Origin of the sequence: Streptomyces sp. AHU1 (assembly GCF_045343905.1) — a bacterium.
Lineage (GTDB): Bacteria > Actinomycetota > Actinomycetes > Streptomycetales > Streptomycetaceae > Streptomyces > Streptomyces triticiradicis.
The window spans coordinates 2,343,885-2,361,952 of the sequence record NZ_CP174283.1 but is presented as its reverse complement, the minus strand read 5'-3'; the positions used below and the strand labels follow the sequence as shown (position 1 = coordinate 2,361,952).

13 protein-coding genes and 1 riboswitch are annotated in these 18,068 nt (G+C 74.5%); of the genes, 3 read left to right on the top strand and 10 right to left on the bottom strand.

Annotated features, from left to right (window positions below):
• Positions 1 to 34: 34 nt before the first annotated feature.
• From cobI to ACICHK_RS10745, 9 genes are all read right to left on the bottom strand, one after another.
• Positions 35 to 784 carry a precorrin-2 C(20)-methyltransferase gene (gene cobI / locus ACICHK_RS10785; RefSeq protein WP_406836715.1) on the bottom strand — a complete coding sequence of 250 codons (750 nt, stop codon included), beginning with the start codon at positions 782 to 784 and terminating at the stop codon, positions 35 to 37.
• Positions 781 to 2,172, bottom strand: a complete 1,392-nt coding sequence (locus ACICHK_RS10780) for a cobyrinate a,c-diamide synthase (RefSeq protein WP_406836714.1) — start codon at positions 2,170 to 2,172, stop codon at positions 781 to 783. Before ACICHK_RS10780 ends, cobI begins: the two co-directional genes overlap by 4 nt.
• Complete coding sequence (gene cobO / locus ACICHK_RS10775; RefSeq protein ID WP_151470409.1) at positions 2,166 to 2,765, bottom strand: cob(I)yrinic acid a,c-diamide adenosyltransferase; 600 nt, start codon at positions 2,763 to 2,765, stop codon at positions 2,166 to 2,168. The genes ACICHK_RS10780 and cobO overlap by 7 nt, the downstream gene beginning before the upstream one ends.
• The gene (locus ACICHK_RS10770; RefSeq protein WP_406836713.1) at positions 2,765 to 4,753 is read right to left on the bottom strand and encodes a putative cobaltochelatase; all 1,989 of its coding nucleotides are present in this window, start codon (positions 4,751 to 4,753) and stop codon (positions 2,765 to 2,767) included. The genes cobO and ACICHK_RS10770 overlap by 1 nt, the downstream gene beginning before the upstream one ends.
• Entirely contained in the window at positions 4,750 to 8,418 is a 3,669-nt protein-coding gene (gene cobN, locus ACICHK_RS10765; protein ID WP_406836712.1) for a cobaltochelatase subunit CobN, read from the bottom strand. Before cobN ends, ACICHK_RS10770 begins: the two co-directional genes overlap by 4 nt.
• Positions 8,415 to 10,010 carry a cobyric acid synthase gene (locus tag ACICHK_RS10760; protein WP_406836711.1) on the bottom strand — a complete coding sequence of 532 codons (1,596 nt, stop codon included), beginning with the start codon at positions 10,008 to 10,010 and terminating at the stop codon, positions 8,415 to 8,417. The genes cobN and ACICHK_RS10760 overlap by 4 nt, the downstream gene beginning before the upstream one ends.
• Positions 10,007 to 10,978, bottom strand: coding sequence for a cobalamin biosynthesis protein (locus ACICHK_RS10755; protein ID WP_406836710.1), 972 nt, complete (start codon positions 10,976 to 10,978; stop codon positions 10,007 to 10,009). The genes ACICHK_RS10760 and ACICHK_RS10755 overlap by 4 nt, the downstream gene beginning before the upstream one ends.
• Before the next feature lie 105 nt (positions 10,979 to 11,083).
• A riboswitch (cobalamin riboswitch) is annotated at positions 11,084 to 11,227 on the bottom strand.
• 135 nt (positions 11,228 to 11,362) lie between these two features.
• On the bottom strand, positions 11,363 to 11,581 hold the full coding sequence (locus ACICHK_RS10750; RefSeq protein WP_151470414.1) for a hypothetical protein: 219 nt from the start codon (positions 11,579 to 11,581) through the stop codon (positions 11,363 to 11,365).
• 20 nt (positions 11,582 to 11,601) lie between these two features.
• A complete protein-coding gene (locus ACICHK_RS10745; protein WP_406836709.1) occupies positions 11,602 to 12,843 on the bottom strand; it encodes an anion permease in 1,242 nt (413 codons plus the stop codon).
• 493 nt (positions 12,844 to 13,336) lie between these two features.
• Here ACICHK_RS10745 and ACICHK_RS10740 point away from each other — a divergent pair, with 493 nt between their 5' ends.
• The 3 genes from ACICHK_RS10740 to ACICHK_RS10730 all read left to right on the top strand — a co-directional run bounded on the left by ACICHK_RS10740 (position 13,337) and on the right by ACICHK_RS10730 (position 16,943).
• Positions 13,337 to 14,059, top strand: coding sequence for a class II aldolase/adducin family protein (locus ACICHK_RS10740; protein WP_406836708.1), 723 nt, complete (start codon positions 13,337 to 13,339; stop codon positions 14,057 to 14,059).
• Between the two features lie 136 nt (positions 14,060 to 14,195).
• Positions 14,196 to 15,323: a S9 family peptidase gene (locus tag ACICHK_RS10735; RefSeq protein WP_151470417.1), complete on the top strand. Its 1,128-nt coding sequence runs from the start codon at positions 14,196 to 14,198 to the stop codon at positions 15,321 to 15,323.
• 210 nt (positions 15,324 to 15,533) lie between these two features.
• Positions 15,534 to 16,943 (top strand): hypothetical protein, encoded by a 1,410-nt coding sequence (locus ACICHK_RS10730; RefSeq protein ID WP_192582467.1) that lies wholly within the window; start codon positions 15,534 to 15,536, stop codon positions 16,941 to 16,943.
• 95 nt (positions 16,944 to 17,038) lie between these two features.
• Here ACICHK_RS10730 and ACICHK_RS10725 read toward each other — a convergent pair whose 3' ends face one another.
• Positions 17,039 to 17,914, bottom strand: a complete 876-nt coding sequence (locus ACICHK_RS10725) for a neutral zinc metallopeptidase (RefSeq protein WP_406836707.1) — start codon at positions 17,912 to 17,914, stop codon at positions 17,039 to 17,041.
• Positions 17,915 to 18,068 lie beyond the last annotated feature (154 nt).

Sequence of the window (18,068 nt, the reverse complement as noted above, 5' to 3'; positions counted from 1 at the left end):
AGGCCCACCGGGCCCGCCGGGCGGACGGGGGTCGTCACAGCTTTCCACCGCGTGTCCCGTCCCGGCGCGCGGGCGCGATGAGCGTCGAGAGGTACGGCAGCGGCTCCCCGTCGAGCTCGGCGGCCGACCGGATCGACTCGTCCTCCAGGCCGAGCGCCGACCCCCAGACGGCGTCGTCGATCCGCCCGCTGTCCCGCAGCGCCTCGGCCACCTCGGCGGCCTGCCGCCCGAACTTGTACGCGACCACCGTGCCGGGCCCGTTCAGCGCGTCCTTGAGCACGGCCGCCCCCGCGGTCACCGGGACGAGCGTGAGCGGCTCGGTCCCCTCGGTGAGGACGGCACCCGACCGCGCCGCGAGGTCCTGCATGGCGGTGATGCCCGGTACGGTCTCCACGACCGTGCCGGGAACCAGCTCCCCGATCGTGTGGGCGAGATACGTGAACGTCGAGTACACGTTGGGGTCGCCGATCGTGGCGAAGGCGACCGTGCCGTGCCGGCCGAGCAGATCCGCGACCCGCTTCCCGGCGGCGTCCCAGGCGGCCTCGCGCCGCCCCCGGTCGCTGCGCTCGTTGAGCGCGAACACCACCCGGACGACCTTCTGCTCGGGCACGTAGTGCAGCACGGTCGCCTCGGCCCGCCCGCGCTCGCCCCCGTCCTTCCCATCGGGTGCGGCCATGACGGGGACGACGACGACGTCCGCGGCGCGCAAGGCGTTGACGCCCTTGACGGTCACCAGCTCCGGGTCGCCGGGGCCGACCCCGACCCCGATCAGCTTGCTGCTCATGACGCCAGGCACCTCTCGACGAACCGACGGACCACACCGGGCTCGGACGCCCAGTGCGTGTGCAGATAACTCGCGTGCACGCCCTGCTGCACGAAACCTTCGACGCGCCGCTCGGGGGCGCGCATCCCCCAGGCGGGGGACGCCCCGGCGCCCGGCTCCACGACCGTCCGGTGGAACTCGTGCCCGCGCATCCGGGTGCCGGCCGCGGCGAGCACGCTGTCGCCGAGGGCCACGGCGTCCCGGTAGCCGAGGGTCAGCCGCTCGTCCATCCGGGCCCTCGCGTCGAGCACCCCGCACATCGGCCGCCCGTCCAGTTCCCGGCACAGGTAGAGCAGCCCGGCGCACTCGGCGGCCACGGGGGCGCCCGACTCCGCGAGGGCCGCGACGGCCTCGCGCAGCGGCTCGTTGGCGGACAGCTCGGCCGCGTACACCTCGGGGAAGCCGCCGCCGACGACCAGTCCGTCCGTCCCGTCCGGCAGCCGCTCGTCACGGAGCGGATCGAAGGTGACGACCTCGGCGCCGGCGGCGGTGAGCAGCTCGGCGTGCTCGGCGTAGGAGAAGGTGAACGCCTCCCCACCGGCGACGGCCACCACGGGCGCCCGCCGGCCGGCCGGGCGGGTCGGGTGGCCGTGGACGGACGGCTCGACGGCCTCGGCCGGGTCCCAGGCCGCACCCGGCACCGCACCGGCACCGCGCGCCAGCGCGAACAACGCGTCCAGATCGCACCCGGCGCGCACCTGCGCGGCCATGGCGGCGACCGCCTCCACCGCCTCCGTCCGCCGCTCGGCGACCGGTACCAGACCGAGGTGCCGCGACGGCGTGTCCACCTGCGGCGCCCGCCGCAGCACACCGAGCACCGGCACCCCGGACGCGTCCAGCGCCTCCCGGAGCATGGCCTCGTGCCGGTCGGACCCCACCTTGTTGAGGATCACCCCGGCGACCCGCACCCCGGGGTCCCAGGAGGCGAACCCGTGCACCAGCGCGGCCACGGACCGCGCCTGCGAGGACGCGTCGACGACCAGCACCACCGGCGCCCGCAGCAGCTTCGCCACCTGCGCCGTGGACGCGAGTTCCCCCTCGCCCGCGGCCCCGTCGTACAGCCCCATCACGCCCTCGACGACCGCGAGGTCGCAGCCGCGCGCCCCGTGCGCGAACAGCGGCCCGATCAGCTCCGGCCCGCACAGGTACGCGTCGAGATTGCGTCCCACGCGCCCGGTGGCGAGAGCGTGGTACCCGGGGTCGATGTAGTCGGGCCCCACCTTGTGCGGGGACACGGCGAGCCCCCGCCCGGCGAAGGCCGCCATCAGCCCCGTGGCGACGGTGGTCTTGCCGCTGCCCGAGGAGGGCGCGGCGACGACCAGCCGGGGTACGGACGAGGACGTCACCACTCGATGCCCCTCTGGCCCTTCTGGCCGGCGTCCATCGGATGCTTGACCTTGGACATGTCGGTCACCAGATCGGCGAAGTCCACCAGTTCCTCCGGGGCGTTGCGCCCGGTGATCACCACGTGCTGGGTCCCCGGCCGGTCCCGCAGCACCGCGACGACCTCGTCGGTGTCGATCCAGCCCCAGTGCATCGGGTACGCGAACTCGTCGAGCACGTACAGCCGGTACGTCTCGGCGGCGAGGTCGCGCTTGACCTGCTCCCAGCCCTCGCGGGCCTTCTCCTCGTTGTCCATCTGCGCGTCGCGCTGGACCCAGGACCAGCCCTCGCCCATCTTGTGCCAGTCGACGGACCCGCCCTCGCCGGAGGCGCCGAGCACCCGCAGCGCGTTCTCCTCACCGACCTTCCACTTCGCCGACTTGACGAACTGGAACACCCCGATGGGCCACCCCTGGTTCCAGGCGCGCAGCGCGAGCCCGAACGCGGCGGTGGACTTGCCCTTGCCGATCCCCGTGTGCACGACGACCAGCGGCCGGTTGCGACGCTGACGGGTCGTCAGTCCGTCGTCCGGTACGACACTCGGCTGTCCCTGCGGCACTACGCGGCCCTCCTCTGTACGTCCTTCACCAGTCCGGCGATGCTGTCCGCCCGCAGCTCGTCCAGCGTCACGGCCGTGCCGCCCAGCTCACCCGCGAGCCGCCCCGCGAGCCCCAGCCGCACCGGCCCCGACTCGCAGTCCACGACGACGGAGGCCACGCCCCCGGCCGCGAACAACCGTGCCGCACGCCCGGCGAGGGCGACCGGCTCCGGACCACCGGTGGCCCGGCCGTCCGTCACCACGACGACCAGCGGACGCCGTGCCGCGTCCCGCAGCCGCTCCACCCGCAGCACGTCGTGCGCCTTCAGCAGCCCGGCCGCCAGCGGGGTGCGGCCACCCGTCGGCAGCGACTCCAGCCGGGCGGCGGCCGCGTCCACGGACGAGGTGGGCGGCAGCGCGACCTCGGCGGCCGACCCGCGGAAGGTCACCAGGCCCACCTTGTCCCGCCGCTGGTAGGCGTCGAGCAGCAGCGACAGCACGGCACCCTTCACGGCACTCATGCGCTGCCGGGCCGCCATGGACCCGGAGGCGTCCACGACGAACAGCACGAGGTTGCCCTCACGGCCCTCGCGGTTCGCCTGCCGCAGATCGTCCCGGCGCACCACCAGCCCCGGCCCGGAGCGGCCCCGCGCCCGCTGATGGGGTGCCGCCGCCTGGACGGTGGCCGCCAGATGCAGCTTGGACAGCTTCCCCTGCGGCCGCCGGGCCCCCGTCGTCCGCCCGTGCTCGGTCCGCGCCCGCGAACGCCGCCCGGCGGCACCCTCGCCGATCCCGGGCACGCTCAGCACCTTCGCGCGGAAGGGCTCGCCGGCGCGGGCGGGGGACTGCTCCGCGGAACCGGACGCCCGCGGCTCGCCGTCCTCACCGGTCTCGGGCCGGGCGGCCGTGTCACCGCCCTGCGGACCGGCGTCCGGCGCGGGCTGTCCGCCGCCCCCGCCCGGCCCGCCGCCATCGGGCCCGGGATCGGGCTCGTCGTCGCCGGAGAACTCCTCCAGCGTCTCGTCGAGCTTGTCCTCGTCGAGGCCCGGGGCATCGAAGGGGTTGCGTCGCCGCCGGTGCGGCAGCGCGAGCAGCGCCGCCTGCCGTACGTCCTCGGCGAGCACGTCGGTGCGCCCCGCCCAGGCGGCCAGCGCGGTCGCGGTCCTGGCCATCACGATGTCGGCGCGCATGCCGTCCACCTCGAAGGCCGCGCAGGTCGCCGCGATCTGCCGCAGCGCGCCGTCGCCGAGCCGCACGGAGGGCAGCAGCGCGCGGGCCGCCACGATCCGTGCCCGTACGCCGGCCTCCTCACCGGCCCAGCGCGCGGCGAAGCCGGCCGGGTCGTCGTCGTACGCGAGGCGCCGCCGTACGACCTCCACCCGCTGGTCGGGCTCCCGCGAGGCGGCCACCTCGACGGTCAGCCCGAACCGGTCGAGGAGTTGGGGCCTGAGTTCGCCCTCCTCCGGGTTCATGGTCCCGACGAGCAGGAACCGCGCGGCGTGCCGTACGGAGACGCCCTCGCGCTCGACGTACGAGGCGCCCATCGCGGCCGCGTCCAACAGCAGGTCGACCAGGTGGTCGTGGAGCAGATTGACCTCGTCGACGTACAGGATCCCGCGGTGCGCGTCGGCGAGCAGTCCCGGCTCGAAGGCCTTCACGCCCTCCGCGAGCGCCCGCTCGATGTCCAGGGCGCCCACCAGCCGGTCCTCGGAGGCACCGACGGGCAACTCGACCATGCGGGCGGGGCGTCGTGCGCCGGTGCCCGCCTCGTGCGGCCCGTCCGGGCAGACGGGGTCGGGGGAGCCGGGGGCGCAGGAGAAACGGCACCCGGAGACGACGTCCACCTCCGGCAGCAGCGCCGAAAGGGCGCGCACGGCGGTCGACTTGGCGGTGCCCTTCTCGCCGCGGACCAGCACACCGCCCACGGCGGGCGAGACGGCGTTCAGCAGCAGCGCGAGCCGCAGATCGTCCTGGCCGACGACGGCCGTGAACGGGAAGGGGGTGCTCACTGGTCGTCGCCCTCCAGGTCGCCTTCGAGCTCCAGATAGGTGGCGCGCAGCCGCTCCAGGGTGTCCGCGTCCGGCTCGGCCCACAGGCCCCGGTCCGCCGCCTCCAGCAGCCGTTCTGTGATCCCGCGCAGCGCCCACGGGTTGGACTTCCGCATGAACTCCTGGTTCTCGGGCGAGAACACGTACTCGGCCGACAACTTCTCGTACATCCAGTCGTCCACGACCCCGGCTGTCGCGTCGTACCCGAAGAGGTAGTCCACGGTCGCCGCCATCTCGAAGGCGCCCTTGTAGCCGTGCCGGCGCATCGCCGCCATCCAGCGGGGGTTGACCACCCGGGCCCGGAAGACCCGGTGCGTCTCCTCGCCCAGCGTGCGCGTCTTCACCTGGTCCGGTACGGCGGAGTCGCCCACGTACGCCTCGGGGGAGGCCCCGGTGAGGTGGCGGACCATCGCGACCATGCCGCCGTGGTACTGGAAGTAGTCGTCCGCGTCGACGAGGTCGTGCTCGCGGGTGTCGACGTTCTTGGCCGCCACCGCGATCCGCCGGAACGCCGTCTCCATGTCGCCGCGCGCCGCCCGCCCGTCCAGCCCACGCCCGTACGCGTATCCGCCCCAGACGGCGTACACCTCGGCCAGATCCGCGTCGCTGCGCCAGTTGCGCGCGTCGATCAGCGGCAGCAGCCCGGCGCCGTACGCGCCCGGCTTGGAGCCGAAGATGCGGGAGGTGGCGCGCCGCCGGTCACCGTGCTCGGCGGTGTCCTCGTCGGCGTGCGCGCGGACGAAGTTGCGGTCCGCGGGCTCGTCCAGCTCGGCGACCGCCCGTACGGCGTCGTCGATCAGCCCGACCACGTGCGGGAACGCGTCCCGGAAGAAGCCCGAGATGCGGACCGTGACGTCGATGCGCGGGCGGCCCAGCTCCTCCAGGGACACGATCTCGAAGCCGGTGACCCGGCGCGAGGCGTCGTCCCACACCGGGCGGCAGCCGAGCAGCGCGAGGATCTCCGCGATGTCGTCGCCCTGGGTGCGCATGGCGGACGTGCCCCACACCGTCAGCCCGACGGACGTCGGGTAGTCACCGGTGTCCTGGAGGTAGCGCTGCACGAGCGAGTCCGCGAGGGACTGGCCGACCTCCCAGCTCAGCCGGGACGGGATGGCCTTGGGGTCGACGGAGTAGAAGTTGCGGCCGGTCGGCAGGACGTTGACGAGCCCGCGGGTGGGTGAGCCCGAGGGGCCCGCCGGGACGTAACCGCCGTCCAGGGCCTTGAGGATGTGCGCGATCTCGTCCGTCGTCCGGGCGAGCCGCGGCACGACCTCGCGGCACGCGAACTCCAGCACCGCGACGGCGTCGGGGAGTTCGGCACCGAGGAGGTCGCGCACCAGCGCCGGGACCGCGGCCGGGTCCCAGCCGCGCTCCTCCATGCCGAGCGCCGCCCGGCGGCACAGCTGCTCCAGCAGGTCGATCGCGTCGGCCGCCGTCCGGGCCGGGCCCTCCACGAGGTCCGTCAGCTCGACGGGCGCCTTCACCGGAGCGCCCGGCTCGGCCAGCAACTCCTTCTCCACCAGGCCGAAGTGCTCCGCGAGCGCGGCGCGCAGACCGGGCAGGGCGTTCGCCGTGCCGCCCCACACCTGCGAGGCGCGCAGCACGGCGAGCACGAGGTTCACCCGCGGCTCGGCCTCCGGGCCGCCCCCCAGGACGTGCAGACCGTCGCGGATCTGCACGTCCTTGATCTCGCACAGGTAGCCGTCGATGTGCATCACGAACTCGTCGAAGTCGCCGTCGTCCGGCTGCTCGTCGACGTGCAGGTCGTGGTGGAGCTCGGCCGCCTTGACCAGCGTCCAGATCTGCGCGCGCACGGCCGGGGCCTTGGCCGGGTCCAGGTCGGAGACCAGGGCGTACTCGTCGAGGAGCTGCTCCAGCTTCGCGAGGTCGCCGTAGGTGTCGGCGCGGGCCATCGGCGGGACGAGGTGGTCGACGACGGTGGCGTGCCCGCGGCGCTTGGCCTGCGTGCCCTCACCGGGGTCGTTGACGATGAACGGGTAGACCAGGGGGAGTTCACCGAGGACGGCGTCGGGCGCGCAGCCGCCGCTGAGCCCGAGCCCCTTGCCCGGCAGCCACTCCATCGTGCCGTGCTTGCCCATGTGGACGACCGCGTCCGCGCCGAAACCCCCCTCCGATGTCGCGGCCTCCAGCCAGCGGTAGGCGGCCATGTAGTGGTGCGACGGCGGCATGTCGGGGTCGTGGTAGATCGCGATCGGGTTCTCGCCGAAGCCGCGCGGCGGCTGGATCATCACGACGACGTTCCCGAACTCCAGGCAGGCGAGCACGATGTCGTCGCCGTCCACGTAGAGGGAGCCCGGCGGCTCGCCCCAGGCCTCCAGCATGCCCTCGCGCAGCGCGGGGTCGAGGGTGTCGAACCAGGCCCGGTAGTCGGCGAGCGGCACGCGCGCCGGGGCGGCGGCGAGCTGCTCCTCGGTCAGCCACTCGACGTCGTGGCCGCCGGCGGCGATCAGCCGGTGGATCAACTCGTCGCCGTCGTCGGGGTATTCGGTGAGGGCGTAGCCCGCGTCGCGGAGCGCGTCGAGGACCCGCACGGCGGAGGCGGGGGTGTCGAGACCGACGGCGTTGCCGACCCGCGAGTGCTTGGTCGGGTAGGCGGTGAAGACGATCCCGAGCTTCTTCTCCGCGTTGGGCTTGTGCTTCAGCCGGGCGTGCCGCAGGGCGATCCCGGCGACCCGGGCGGCCCGCTCGGGGTCGGCGACGTACACCGGGACGTCGTCGGGGCCCTGCTCCTTGAACGAGAACGGCACGGTGATCAGACGGCCGTCGAACTCCGGGATGGCCACCTGCATCGCCGCGTCCATGGGGGACAGAGCGGCGTCCGAGGCGTCCCAGGCGCTCTTCGACGAGGTCAGGCACAGGCCCTGGAGCACCGGGACGTCGAGGTCGGCGAGCGCCCCGATGTCCCAGGCCTCCTCGTCGCCGCCCGCGGACGCCTCCGAGGCGTGGGTGCCGCCCGCGGCGAGGACCGTGGCCACGAGCGCGTCGGCCCGGCCGAGGATCTCGTACAGGCCCGGGTCGGCTCCGCGCAGCGAACCGCAGTACACGGGGAGGGCGTTGGCGCCGCGTGCCTCGATCGCGTCGCACAGGGTGTCCACGAACGCGGTGTTCCCGGACAGTTCGTGCGCCCGGTAGAACAGCACGCCGACCGTCGGCCTGCCCTCGGTGAAGGGGCGCTCGCCGTGCACGCCGAACTCCGCGGTCCGGTGCGGCTCCTCGAAGCCCTCGCCCGTCAGCAGCACGGTGTCGGAGAGGAACCGGGCCAGCTCCCCGAGGTTGGCCGGACCGCCCTCGACGAGATAGCGCAGCGCCTCGGCGACCACACCGGCAGGCACCGACGACTCGGCCATCAGCTCGGCGTCCGGTACGGACTCGCCGCCCAGCAGCACGGTCGGGATCCCGGACGCCTTCAGGAAGGCCAGCCCGTCCTCCCAGGCCCGCTTGCCGCCCAGCAGCCGTACGACGGCCAGGTCCGCGCCCTCGACGAGCGCGGGGAGTTCACCGGCGACGTCCACCCGGGTCGGGTTGCCGATCCGGTAGGCGGCGCCGCTGGCGCGGGCCGCCAGCAGGTCCGTGTCGGCGGTCGACAACAACAACACAGTGCTCATGCGGGTGCTCCCGGGGGGATGAAGGGCAGTCCTTGCGGCGCGCCGGACTCGATGAGCCGCCACAGCGCGTCCGTGTCCGCGTGTTCCTCGATCAGGTCGCCGAGCCGGTCCAGCTGCTCCTCGCGCAGCGCCGCGAACGACGTGTCGGGGGCCGGCACGAAGCGGCGGCCCGCGGCGGCGGCCACCTCGCGCAGGAAGGCCCGCCGGAAACCGTCCGACTCCAGTGATCCGTGCCAGTGCGTGCCCCACACGGCGCCGACCCGGCAGCCGTCTAGGCCCCGGCCGGCGGCGTCGGACATGAACGTCTCGCCGCCGGTCACCTCGGCGACGCCGTGATGGATCTCGTACCCCTCGACGTGCTCGCCGAGGGCCTCGCCGACCGGCCGTGCCAGGGTCTTCTCCCGGGCGAACCGCACGCGCACGGGCAGGAGTCCGAGCCCGTCGACATGACCGGCGCGGGACTCGACCTCGTCCTCGATGTGTTCGCCGAGGAGCTGGTAGCCGCCGCAGACGCCGAGGACGGGCCGTCCCTCGGCGGCCCGGTGCGCGATCGCGTCCGCGAGGCCGCGCTCGCGCAGCCACCGGAGCGCCTTGACCGTGCCGCGGGTGCCGGGCACGACGACCAGATCGGCGTCGGCCAGTTCCTCGGCCCGGTCCACGAACCGCACGACGACGCCGGGTTCGGCGGCCAGCGCGTCCACGTCGGTGAAGTTGGACATCAGCGGGACCGCGCAGACCGCGACCCGCAGGACGTCCTCGCCGACGGGGGAGGAGACCGCCGACTCGCGGACGGCCCCGCGCAGCGAGACGCGCAGGCCGTCCTCCTCGTCGATGCCGAGCCCGTGCCGGAACGGCAGGACGCCGTACGTGCGCCGCCCGGTGAGGCCGTGCAGCATGTCGAGGCCCGGCTCCAGCAGGCTGACGTCACCGCGGAACTTGTTGACGAGGAACCCGGCGACGAGTGCCTGGTCCTCGGGGGACAGCAGCGCGACCGTCCCGAAGAACGAGGCGAACACCCCGCCCCGGTCGATGTCGCCGACGACGAGCACGGGGAGCCCCGCGTTCCGCGCCACCCCCATGTTCACGATGTCGGTGCGCCGCAGGTTGATCTCGGCCGGGCTGCCGGCTCCTTCACAGATCACCGCGTCATACGTGCCCCGCAACTGCGCCAGACAGTCGAGGACGGTCGCGAGGAGTGCCTCCTGGCGCCCCCCGCGCAGTCTGTCCCCGGCAGACGCGCCGCCCGGCGCCGGCTGATCCGAGGGTCCGGCCGTTCCGAAGAACCCGCGCGCGCTCATCTCGCCCACCGGCCTGCCCATCAGGACGACCTGGCTGGTGCGGTCGCCGCCCGGCTTGAGCAGCACGGGATTCATCAGCGCGGTCGGCTCCACGCGGGCGGCCTGCGCCTGCATGGCCTGTGCCCGCCCGATCTCGGCGCCCTCGCGGGTCACGAACGAGTTCAGGGACATGTTCTGCGCCTTGAAGGGCGCGACCTTGACGCCCTGGCGTACCAGCCACCGGCAGATCCCGGCGGTCACGACGCTCTTCCCGGCGTCGGAGGTGGTCCCGGCGATCAGCAGCCCGCCGCTCATGCGGTGCGTCCCTTCCTGGTGGACAAAACCCGTCCGGTTCGGCTGAGCAGGACCCGGGCGACGGCGCTCACCCCGAGCGCGAGCCAGCCGACGCGCCGGGAGAGCCGTACGGCCCGTTCGATGTCGTGGACCTGGACGGCGCGGCCCGTGCCGCCCAGCACGGGCCGGTGCTCGACCCGTCCGCCGTACGAGAGGGTGCCGCCGAGCCGCACGCCGAGCGCGCCCGCGAACGAGGCCTCCACGGGCCCGGCGTTGGGGCTCGGGTGCCGGTGGGCGTCCGCGCGCCAGGCGCGCAGGGCGCCGCGCGGGTCGGGTCCGGCCGCGGCGGCGAGGACGGCGGTCAGCCGGGCGCCCGGCCAGCCCGCGAGGTCGTCGAGCCGGGCCGAGGCCCAGCCGTAGCGCCGGTGGCGGGGGGACTTGTGTCCGACCATGGCGTCGAGGGTGTTCACGGCGCGGAAGGCGACGAGCCCGGGCACGCCGGCGACGGCGCCCCAGACCAGGGCGCCCACGACGGCGTCGGAGGTGTTCTCGGCGACGGACTCCACGACGGCGCGCGCGACGCCGTCGGCGTCCAGCGCCTGCGGGTCGCGTCCGCACAGGTGCGGCAGCCGCTCCCGGGCCACGCCGAGGTCACCGGCCGCGAGCGCGCCGCCGACCGCCCGCGCCTCGCGGCCGAGGGAGGTGCCTCCGACGACGGCCCAGGTGGCGGCGGCGGTCAGGGAGATCGAAGCGGTGGGCGAGGTGCGGACGCTGCGGCTCGCGAGCGCGGCGAGTCCGGTGGCTCCGCCCACGCAGACGGCGGTGTGCAGGGCGCCCCACCCGCGGTGGTCGCGCCACAGGGTCCGCTCCACGGCAGCGGCGGCCCGCCCGAACGCGGCGACCGGATGCCCCCGGCGGGGATCGCCGAGCAGCAGGTCGCCGAGGAGGCCGGCGGCGGCACCGTACGCGAAGACGCGATCGGCACGCACGGGGTCAGCCGGCCGTGGGGTGCGGCGGAACCTTCGTACTCAGCGGAACGGGCAACGGGCAGCCGCGCATGGCGATATGTCCTCACTCAGGGTGTCCACGCCCTGGTTCGACGAGACCGGCGGTGAGAGTTCCTGGCTCCCGGGGAGTTCCTTCCCCGATGACAGTGGCGGGACCGCGCCGGATTCGCACCGGCTTCCTCTCATGCCGCCGTACTTGGCTCCGGCAGTCCACCACGGGGTGTGAACGGCCGTCAACTGGCTCTTGACCTGCGGAGGGACAGTGTGCGCAGGCCCACATACGCGTGGGGCGCGGGACGGTGATCCGTCCCGCGCCCCACGCGCGGTCCGCTCGGCGCGACCCGGTTCCGGGCCGCGCCTGACGGGCTACTTGGTGATGATCAGAGAGATGCCGTACGCCACCGCCGCGGCGCAGGCCGCGAAGCAGACGTACGCGCCGGTGGCCGCCGCGACCGCGGAACCGCCCTGGGACGTCTCCTTCTTGGAGAGGCCGGCGACGCCGAGGGTGAAGAGGGCGATGAGGGCCACGGACACTCCGAGGCTGACCCCGAAGACGGATCCGAGGGCCGACCAGTCGATGCTCATGCTGTTTCTTCCTTCGGGTCTCAGGCCGCGGCCGACGGCGCCGACGGGGTCACCGTGGACTCGGCCGGAGCGGGGATGGTGGCCGTGAGGCCTTCGGCCACGGTGCCGGCCGGGGGCGGGGTGACGGCGGCGATGGCCTGCGTCACCACACCGGGGGGCTCCTCGGTGTCGTTCACGTTGTTGTGGTCGATCACCTCGCGGCGCGAGCGGCGCCAGATCGCGAAGCTGGACGCGACCAGGAAGACGGCCACGAGCGCGGTGCCCCAGGTGCCGAAACCGGTCACCCATTCGGCGAGCGCGCCGACCAGGGCGGCGGCGGGCAGCGTGAGCACCCAGGCGACGGCCATGCGGGTCGCGGTGGACCAGCGGACCACACCGCCCTTGCGGCCGAGGCCCGCGCCCATCACGGAGCCGGAGACCGAGTGCGTGGTGGAGAGGGAGAAGCCGATGTGCGAGGAGGCCAGGATGACCGTGGCCGCGCTGGTCTGGGCGGCGAAGCCCTGACGCGGCTGGAGGTCCGTCAGGCCCTTGCCCATCGTGCGGATGATGCGCCAGCCGCCCAGGTAGGTGCCGAGCGCGATGGCGAGACCGGCGGAGAGGATGACCCAGACCGGCGGGTCGGAGTCGGGAGCGACGGCGCCACCGGCGACCAGGGCCAGGGTGATGATGCCCATCGTCTTCTGCGCGTCGTTGGTGCCGTGGGCCAGCGAGACCAGGCCCGCGGAGGCTATCTGGCCGGCGCGGTAGCCCTTCTTGGTGGCCTTGGTGTCGGCGTCACCGCTGAGCTTGTACGACAGGCGGGTCGCGACCATCGCCGCCAGGCCCGCGACGATCGGGGCCGCGACGGCGGGCAGGAGCACCTTGCCGACCAGGACGTCACCGTGCACGGCGCCGGTGCCGGCGGAGGCGATGGTGGCGCCGACCAGGCCGCCCATGAGGGCGTGCGAGGAGCTGGACGGGAGTCCGACGAGCCATGTCACCAGGTTCCAGAGGATCGCGCCGACGAGCGCGGCGAAGATCACCTCTGGCCGGATGCCCGTCTCGTCGACGAGGCCCTTGGAGATCGTGTTGGCGACCTCGACGGAGAGGAAGGCGCCGACAAGGTTGAGGGCGGCGGACATGGCCACCGCGACCTTGGGCTTGAGTGCGCCGGTCGAGATGGTGGTGGCCATCGCGTTGGCGGTGTCGTGGAAACCGTTCGTGAAATCGAACACGAGAGCGGTGACGATCACGATTCCGAGGAGGAGCGTGATGTGTTCCATTTACCCAGGCTTCTGTTGGACGTCAGTGGCAGGTGGACCGTAGGCAACCTGGGTGAACGGAAGGTGAACTGGGTCGGACCTGATGGTGTCCCGAACAGTGGACCGGCATTCCGCTTGTGTCGAGGGAGGGCCCGGCGGGTTCGAACGGATACGGAATTCCGTGCTCCGCTTGGGCTCCCGGACCCCGGTGGGCCGTTCGGGTCGGAGCAGGTTTGAACGGCGAGATCCCCGTCACGCCCAGGCTGTAGCCCCCGTCACGCCGTTCGGGGGGCCGGGAGGTGCGCTTCAGGGGTGACGTCCGGGTGCGGATCGGGTCGTAATGGACCGATCACGGGGTGTGAAGCGCGGTGAATGTCCGATCGGGGTTACGTGGACGTTTCATCGGTGTGATGTGATGTAAATCACATACAACCATGGGCTTTTGATGGGCCGTATTCGCCCCGGAACGCGCCCGTTCGGGGCCCTGGACGGCAGTTCCTGGCAGGATCGCGTCATGAATGAGCGGCACCGGGACGTACGGGACGGGCGCGAGCACCCAGGGGCGGCGGGCGAGCCCGGCGAGCGGGAGACGGGCGACGCCCTCCGGCGGACTTGGGACGAGCTCGTCGCGACGGCCCGCCGCACGGTCGCCGACGGGCTGGTCGTCGGCACGTCGGGCAACGTCTCGGTCCGCGTCGGCGACACCGTCCTGGTCACGCCCACGGGCGTCCCCTACGACCGGCTGGCACCCGACGACATCACCGGCGTCGGCCTCGACGGCCGGCAGGTGCTCGGTTCGCTGAGCCCGACCAGCGAACTGCCGATGCACCTCGCGGTGTACCGCGCCACCGAGGCGCGGGCGATCGTCCACACCCACGCGCCGCACGCGACGGCCGTCTCGCTCCTGGTCCCCGAACTCCCGCTCGTCCACTACATGGCGGCGGCCATGGGCGGCCCGGTCCGCGTCGCCCCCTACGCGGCCTACGGCACGCCGGAGCTGGCCGAGAACACGCTCCGGGCGCTGGCCGGCCGCACCGCCTGCCTCCTCCGGAACCACGGCACCATCGCCCACGGAGCCTCGCTGGACCAGGCGTACGACCGTACGGCCCAGCTGGAGTGGATGTGCCGCGTCTGGCTCCTGTCCGCCTCGGTCCCCGGCCTCGCGCCCGCCCTGCTCTCGCCGGACCAGCTGGAGGAGGCGGGGGAGCGGCTGCGGGGGTACGGCCAGCGGCCGTGAGGCCCCGCCGGACCGCCGCCGCGGGCGGTGGCGCGGCTTCGGACCCGCCCCGTGCGGAAAGCCCGGCGAGCGCCCGCCGTCACTCCCGGGGACCCTTCCGCTGGCCGATGGCCAGGTCCCCCGGGAGACTGGTCGGGTGCGCACCCTGAGAGCCACGGCAGCGGCCGTCACCGTAGCCATAGCCGCGGGCGCGGCCTCCGTGGCGGCGGGCCGGTTCGCCAGCGACGCCGCGCTGAAGACGAGGCCCGGCAAGCCCCTGCCCACCGAGCCCCGGCTCACCGTGCACGCCACGACGGCGGGCGGCATCACCCTCACCAGGACCCTCGCCTCCCGGCGCCCGGGAACCTACGGCCTCGCGGGCGACGGCTCCCACGCGGTCGTCGGCCCCCTCCAGAGCTCCGTGCCCCACACCGCCGACACCGTCGTGCGCAGCCTGGAACGCGTCACGCACGGGTCCCTGGAGCCCGGCGACAAGGTGTGGCTCACCCCGAACCTGTACGTCGGCGACCCCGGGGCCGCCCTCGGGCTGGAGCACGCCGACGTCGACGTACCCGGCGAACTCGGCGCCCTGCCCGCCTGGTTCGTGCCGGCCGTCCGTGACACCTGGGTCATCACCGTGCACGGCCTGGGCACCACCCGGGAACACCCCATGAACCTGATGGAGTTCCTCAACGGCCGGCACTTCCCCGTCCTCGACCTCGCCTACCGGGGCGACCTCGGGGCACCCCGCCCGCCGGACGGCCTGAACCACCTCGGCGAGACCGAGTGGCGCGACCTCGACGCGGCCATCCGGTACGCCGTGCGGTTCGGCGCCGAGCGGGTCGTCCTGTACGGCTGGTCCACCGGCGCCACCATGGCCCTGCGCGCCGCCGCCCACTCCGCGCTGCGCGAGCGGATCTGCGGGCTCGTCCTGGACTCGCCGGTCCTCGACTGGGAGACCACGCTGCGCGCCCTCGCCGGAGCCCGCCACACCCCGGGTTTCCTGCTGCCGCTCGCGGTGCGCGCCGCACAGGGCCGCACCGGCGTGCGCGGGGACCGCATCGCGCACGCCGCGCACCCCGACCAGATCAAGGTGCCGACCCTGCTGGCGCACGGCCCGGACGACGGCATCGCCCCCTGGGGCCCCTCCCGCCGCCTCGCCGCGAGCCGCCCCGACCTGGTCACCCTGCACACCGTCCCGGACGCCCCGCACGGCGCCATGTGGAACGCCGACCCGGCGGGCTACGAAGAGGCCCTGCGCCGCTTCCTCACCCCCCTTATGTGAGACGGCGGCCCACCGGGAGCACGGACCCCGGGCCCCGGCCGAGCCGTTCCGGCCGGGGCGAGGCGTGCTTCCGGTTCGGTCCCGGACGACTCCGCGCGGCACTCCTTCCCGCGCGCCGGACACCTCGGCAGGGTCCCGCTCCCGGCGCCCCCGTGGCCTGCGGCGGCATTCCGTTTGGGTTTTCGGACTGTCAACCGCAAGACTGCACCCGTGACGTCCCGTAACCCGCGCGACTCCAGGCTCCGACTCGTCAGCCCGCGGTCCCTCGCGACCGCTCCCCGAGCGGTGACCCAGCGCCGCACCCGCCGCCCCGCACCGAGGCCCCCGGAAGGCACACCGCCACCCGCGGAACTCGCCCGCATGGCGCGCACCGGCCTGTCCGACGCGGCCCGCGTGGCGCGCTGGGCCGACGCCGCCCTGCGCCCGGGGCGCGACGGCGCGAACCCCGACGGCAAGGGCACCCTCTCCGACGCCACCGCGCAGCGGGCCGCCGCGGACCTCGGACTGACCCCGGCCCGGGTCCGCGCCGACTGGGACACCGCCCGCCTGGCCGGCCTCATCGAGGTGCACGGCGACGACGCCCGCCCGGGATGGCGGCTGCGCGCCTGGAGCCGCGACGACAGCGCCGTCCTGCGCGGCTGGGTCGCCCTCTTCGACGCCTGGTCCCTCGCGTACCCCGAGCCGGTGGACCGCGAGCCCGCGGCCGTCGCCGAGGTCGTCTCCGCGATGCCCCAGGTGCTCTCCTTCCTCCAGCTCTCCGCCGGGCCCGTCCCGGTGGAGCAGCTCCTCGACCTCCTCGGGCAGCGCGTCACGGAACTGCGCACCGAGCGCTGCGAGATCTCCTACGGACCCGAGCCCGCGGCCGAGCCCGCCCCGGAGCCCGCCGAGGTCCCGGACGCACCCCTCGCCCCGCTCCTCGAATGGGCGCTGCAGGCCCTCGCCTCCGTCGGCGCGCTGACCTACGGCGACGGACAGGCCACCCTCACCGCGCTCGGCAGCTGGGCGGTCTGGGTCAAGCTGGAGCAGATCTGCGTCGCCGCGCAGAGCCCGGCCGGGAACATCGAGCAGCCGGCCGCGGACATGCTCCGCGGCTGTGCCCAGCTGCGCCCCAACGCCGCCCGCGCCGAGTACCGCGCCTGGCTCGCCGCCCGCCCGGTCGGCAGCGCCGTCACCGAGCTCCTCGACGCGGCCCGCGGCGAGGACGCCCTCACCCGCAGCCTCGCCTTCGAGGCGCTGCGCGTGGTCGGCGCCCCCGCGGAGCCGGACGTGCGCGCCGTGGTCGAGGAGACCCCGCTGCGGCCCTACGCCCTGCTGTGGCTCGCCGAGCACGACGGCCACGACCCCGAGGAGGCCCACGAGGTCCTCACCCGCGCCGAGTCCACCTGGCTGTGGGTCGACACTGCGGCCGCCGTCGCCGACCACGGCGAGGCCCCGCTCCTCGTCCGTCATCTGGAGTCCGCGGTGCAGCCCACCGTGCCCGCGCTCCTGGACGAGGTGCGCGCGGTCGGGCACCCGCGCACGGTGCAGGTGCTGGTCGCGCTCGCCGCGGCCCACCCGGACCCCGCCCTCGCCAAGGCCGTGCGCAGGGCCGCCTTCCAGGTGCACACCGGGGGGAGCTGACCGGAGCCGGCCGGGAAGCGCCGCGGGCCGGACCCCGGAGCGGTCCGGGACCGGTCACCGGCGACGCCCCGTGGCCCCGGGACCGCCCGCCCGGCTCACCGGAACGTGTCGCACTGCGCCATGTCGCCGCCGGTGAAGCCCTGGTAGAACCACTGCCGCCGCTGCTGGGCCGATCCGTGCGCCCAGGTCTCCGGGGCCGCCCGGCCCTGCCGCTCCGTCCGGGTCCGGTCGTCACCGACGGCCGCCGCCGCGTCCAGGCCGTCGCGGATGTCGGCGTCCGTCAGCGTGGCCAGCAACGGTTCGCCCGCCGACGAGGGCGGTGCGGTGGTCGCGTGCCGCGCCCAGACCCCCGCGTAGCAGTCGGCCTGGAGCTCCACCTTCACCGGGTCGCCGTCCGCGCCGTCCCGCGAGCGGGCGAGCGTGCCCGTGAGGTTCTGCACGTGATGTCCGTACTCGTGCGCCACCACGTAGGCCTGGGCGAACGGTCCGCCGGAGCCGAGCTTCGTACGGAGGTCGTCGAGGAAGCCGAGGTCCAGACGGACCTCGCGGTCCCCGGGGCAGTAGAAGGGCCCGGCGGACGACGACGCGGTACCGCACGCGGTGTTCACCCGGCCGCTGAAGAACACCGCCGGGGCGCGGGTGTAGACGCCTCCCCGGCGCGCGAACTCCCGGGTCCAGTAGGCCTGGACGCTGTCGACCACCGCCACGGCCCGGCAGTCCTCCCGGGCGTCGGCGTCCCGCCCCTCCGGGCAGGTCCGCCGCACCTGGGCGAGGGAGGAGACCCCCGCCTCGGTCCGGTCGCCGTCCGAGGAGAGCCCGAGCCGGTCGGTACCCACCCCGAAGAGCAGTCCCAGGGCCAGGGCGACCAGACAGGCGAGGCCGCCGCCGACGGCCGTCCTGCCGCCGGGGACGCGACCGCCGCGCGCGTACCGCGCCTCGGAGGTGTCCGGGCCGGCGTCGTCGAACCGCATGGGCACACCGCTTTCGTCGCTCCGTGGCGCCATCCTCGTACGCTCCCCGGCCCCCGGCCCCGGCCCGCGGTCCGAACGGGCGACGGGGGTGCGGCTCCCCGGGGAGGGCGAGCATCACAGGTGCCGGACATCACACACCGGAAAACTGGTTGCA

Coding starts and splice junctions, on each gene's coding strand:
- ACICHK_RS10740 (WP_406836708.1), top strand. CDS start 13,337: ATGAATGAGCGGCACCGGGACGTACGGGACGGGCGCGAGCACCCAGGG.
- ACICHK_RS10725 (WP_406836707.1), bottom strand. CDS start 17,914: ATGCGGTTCGACGACGCCGGCCCGGACACCTCCGAGGCGCGGTACGCG.
- ACICHK_RS10760 (WP_406836711.1), bottom strand. CDS start 10,010: ATGAGCGGCGGGCTGCTGATCGCCGGGACCACCTCCGACGCCGGGAAG.
- cobN (WP_406836712.1), bottom strand. CDS start 8,418: ATGAGCACTGTGTTGTTGTTGTCGACCGCCGACACGGACCTGCTGGCG.
- ACICHK_RS10745 (WP_406836709.1), bottom strand. CDS start 12,843: ATGGAACACATCACGCTCCTCCTCGGAATCGTGATCGTCACCGCTCTC.
- ACICHK_RS10750 (WP_151470414.1), bottom strand. CDS start 11,581: ATGAGCATCGACTGGTCGGCCCTCGGATCCGTCTTCGGGGTCAGCCTC.
- cobI (WP_406836715.1), bottom strand. CDS start 784: ATGAGCAGCAAGCTGATCGGGGTCGGGGTCGGCCCCGGCGACCCGGAG.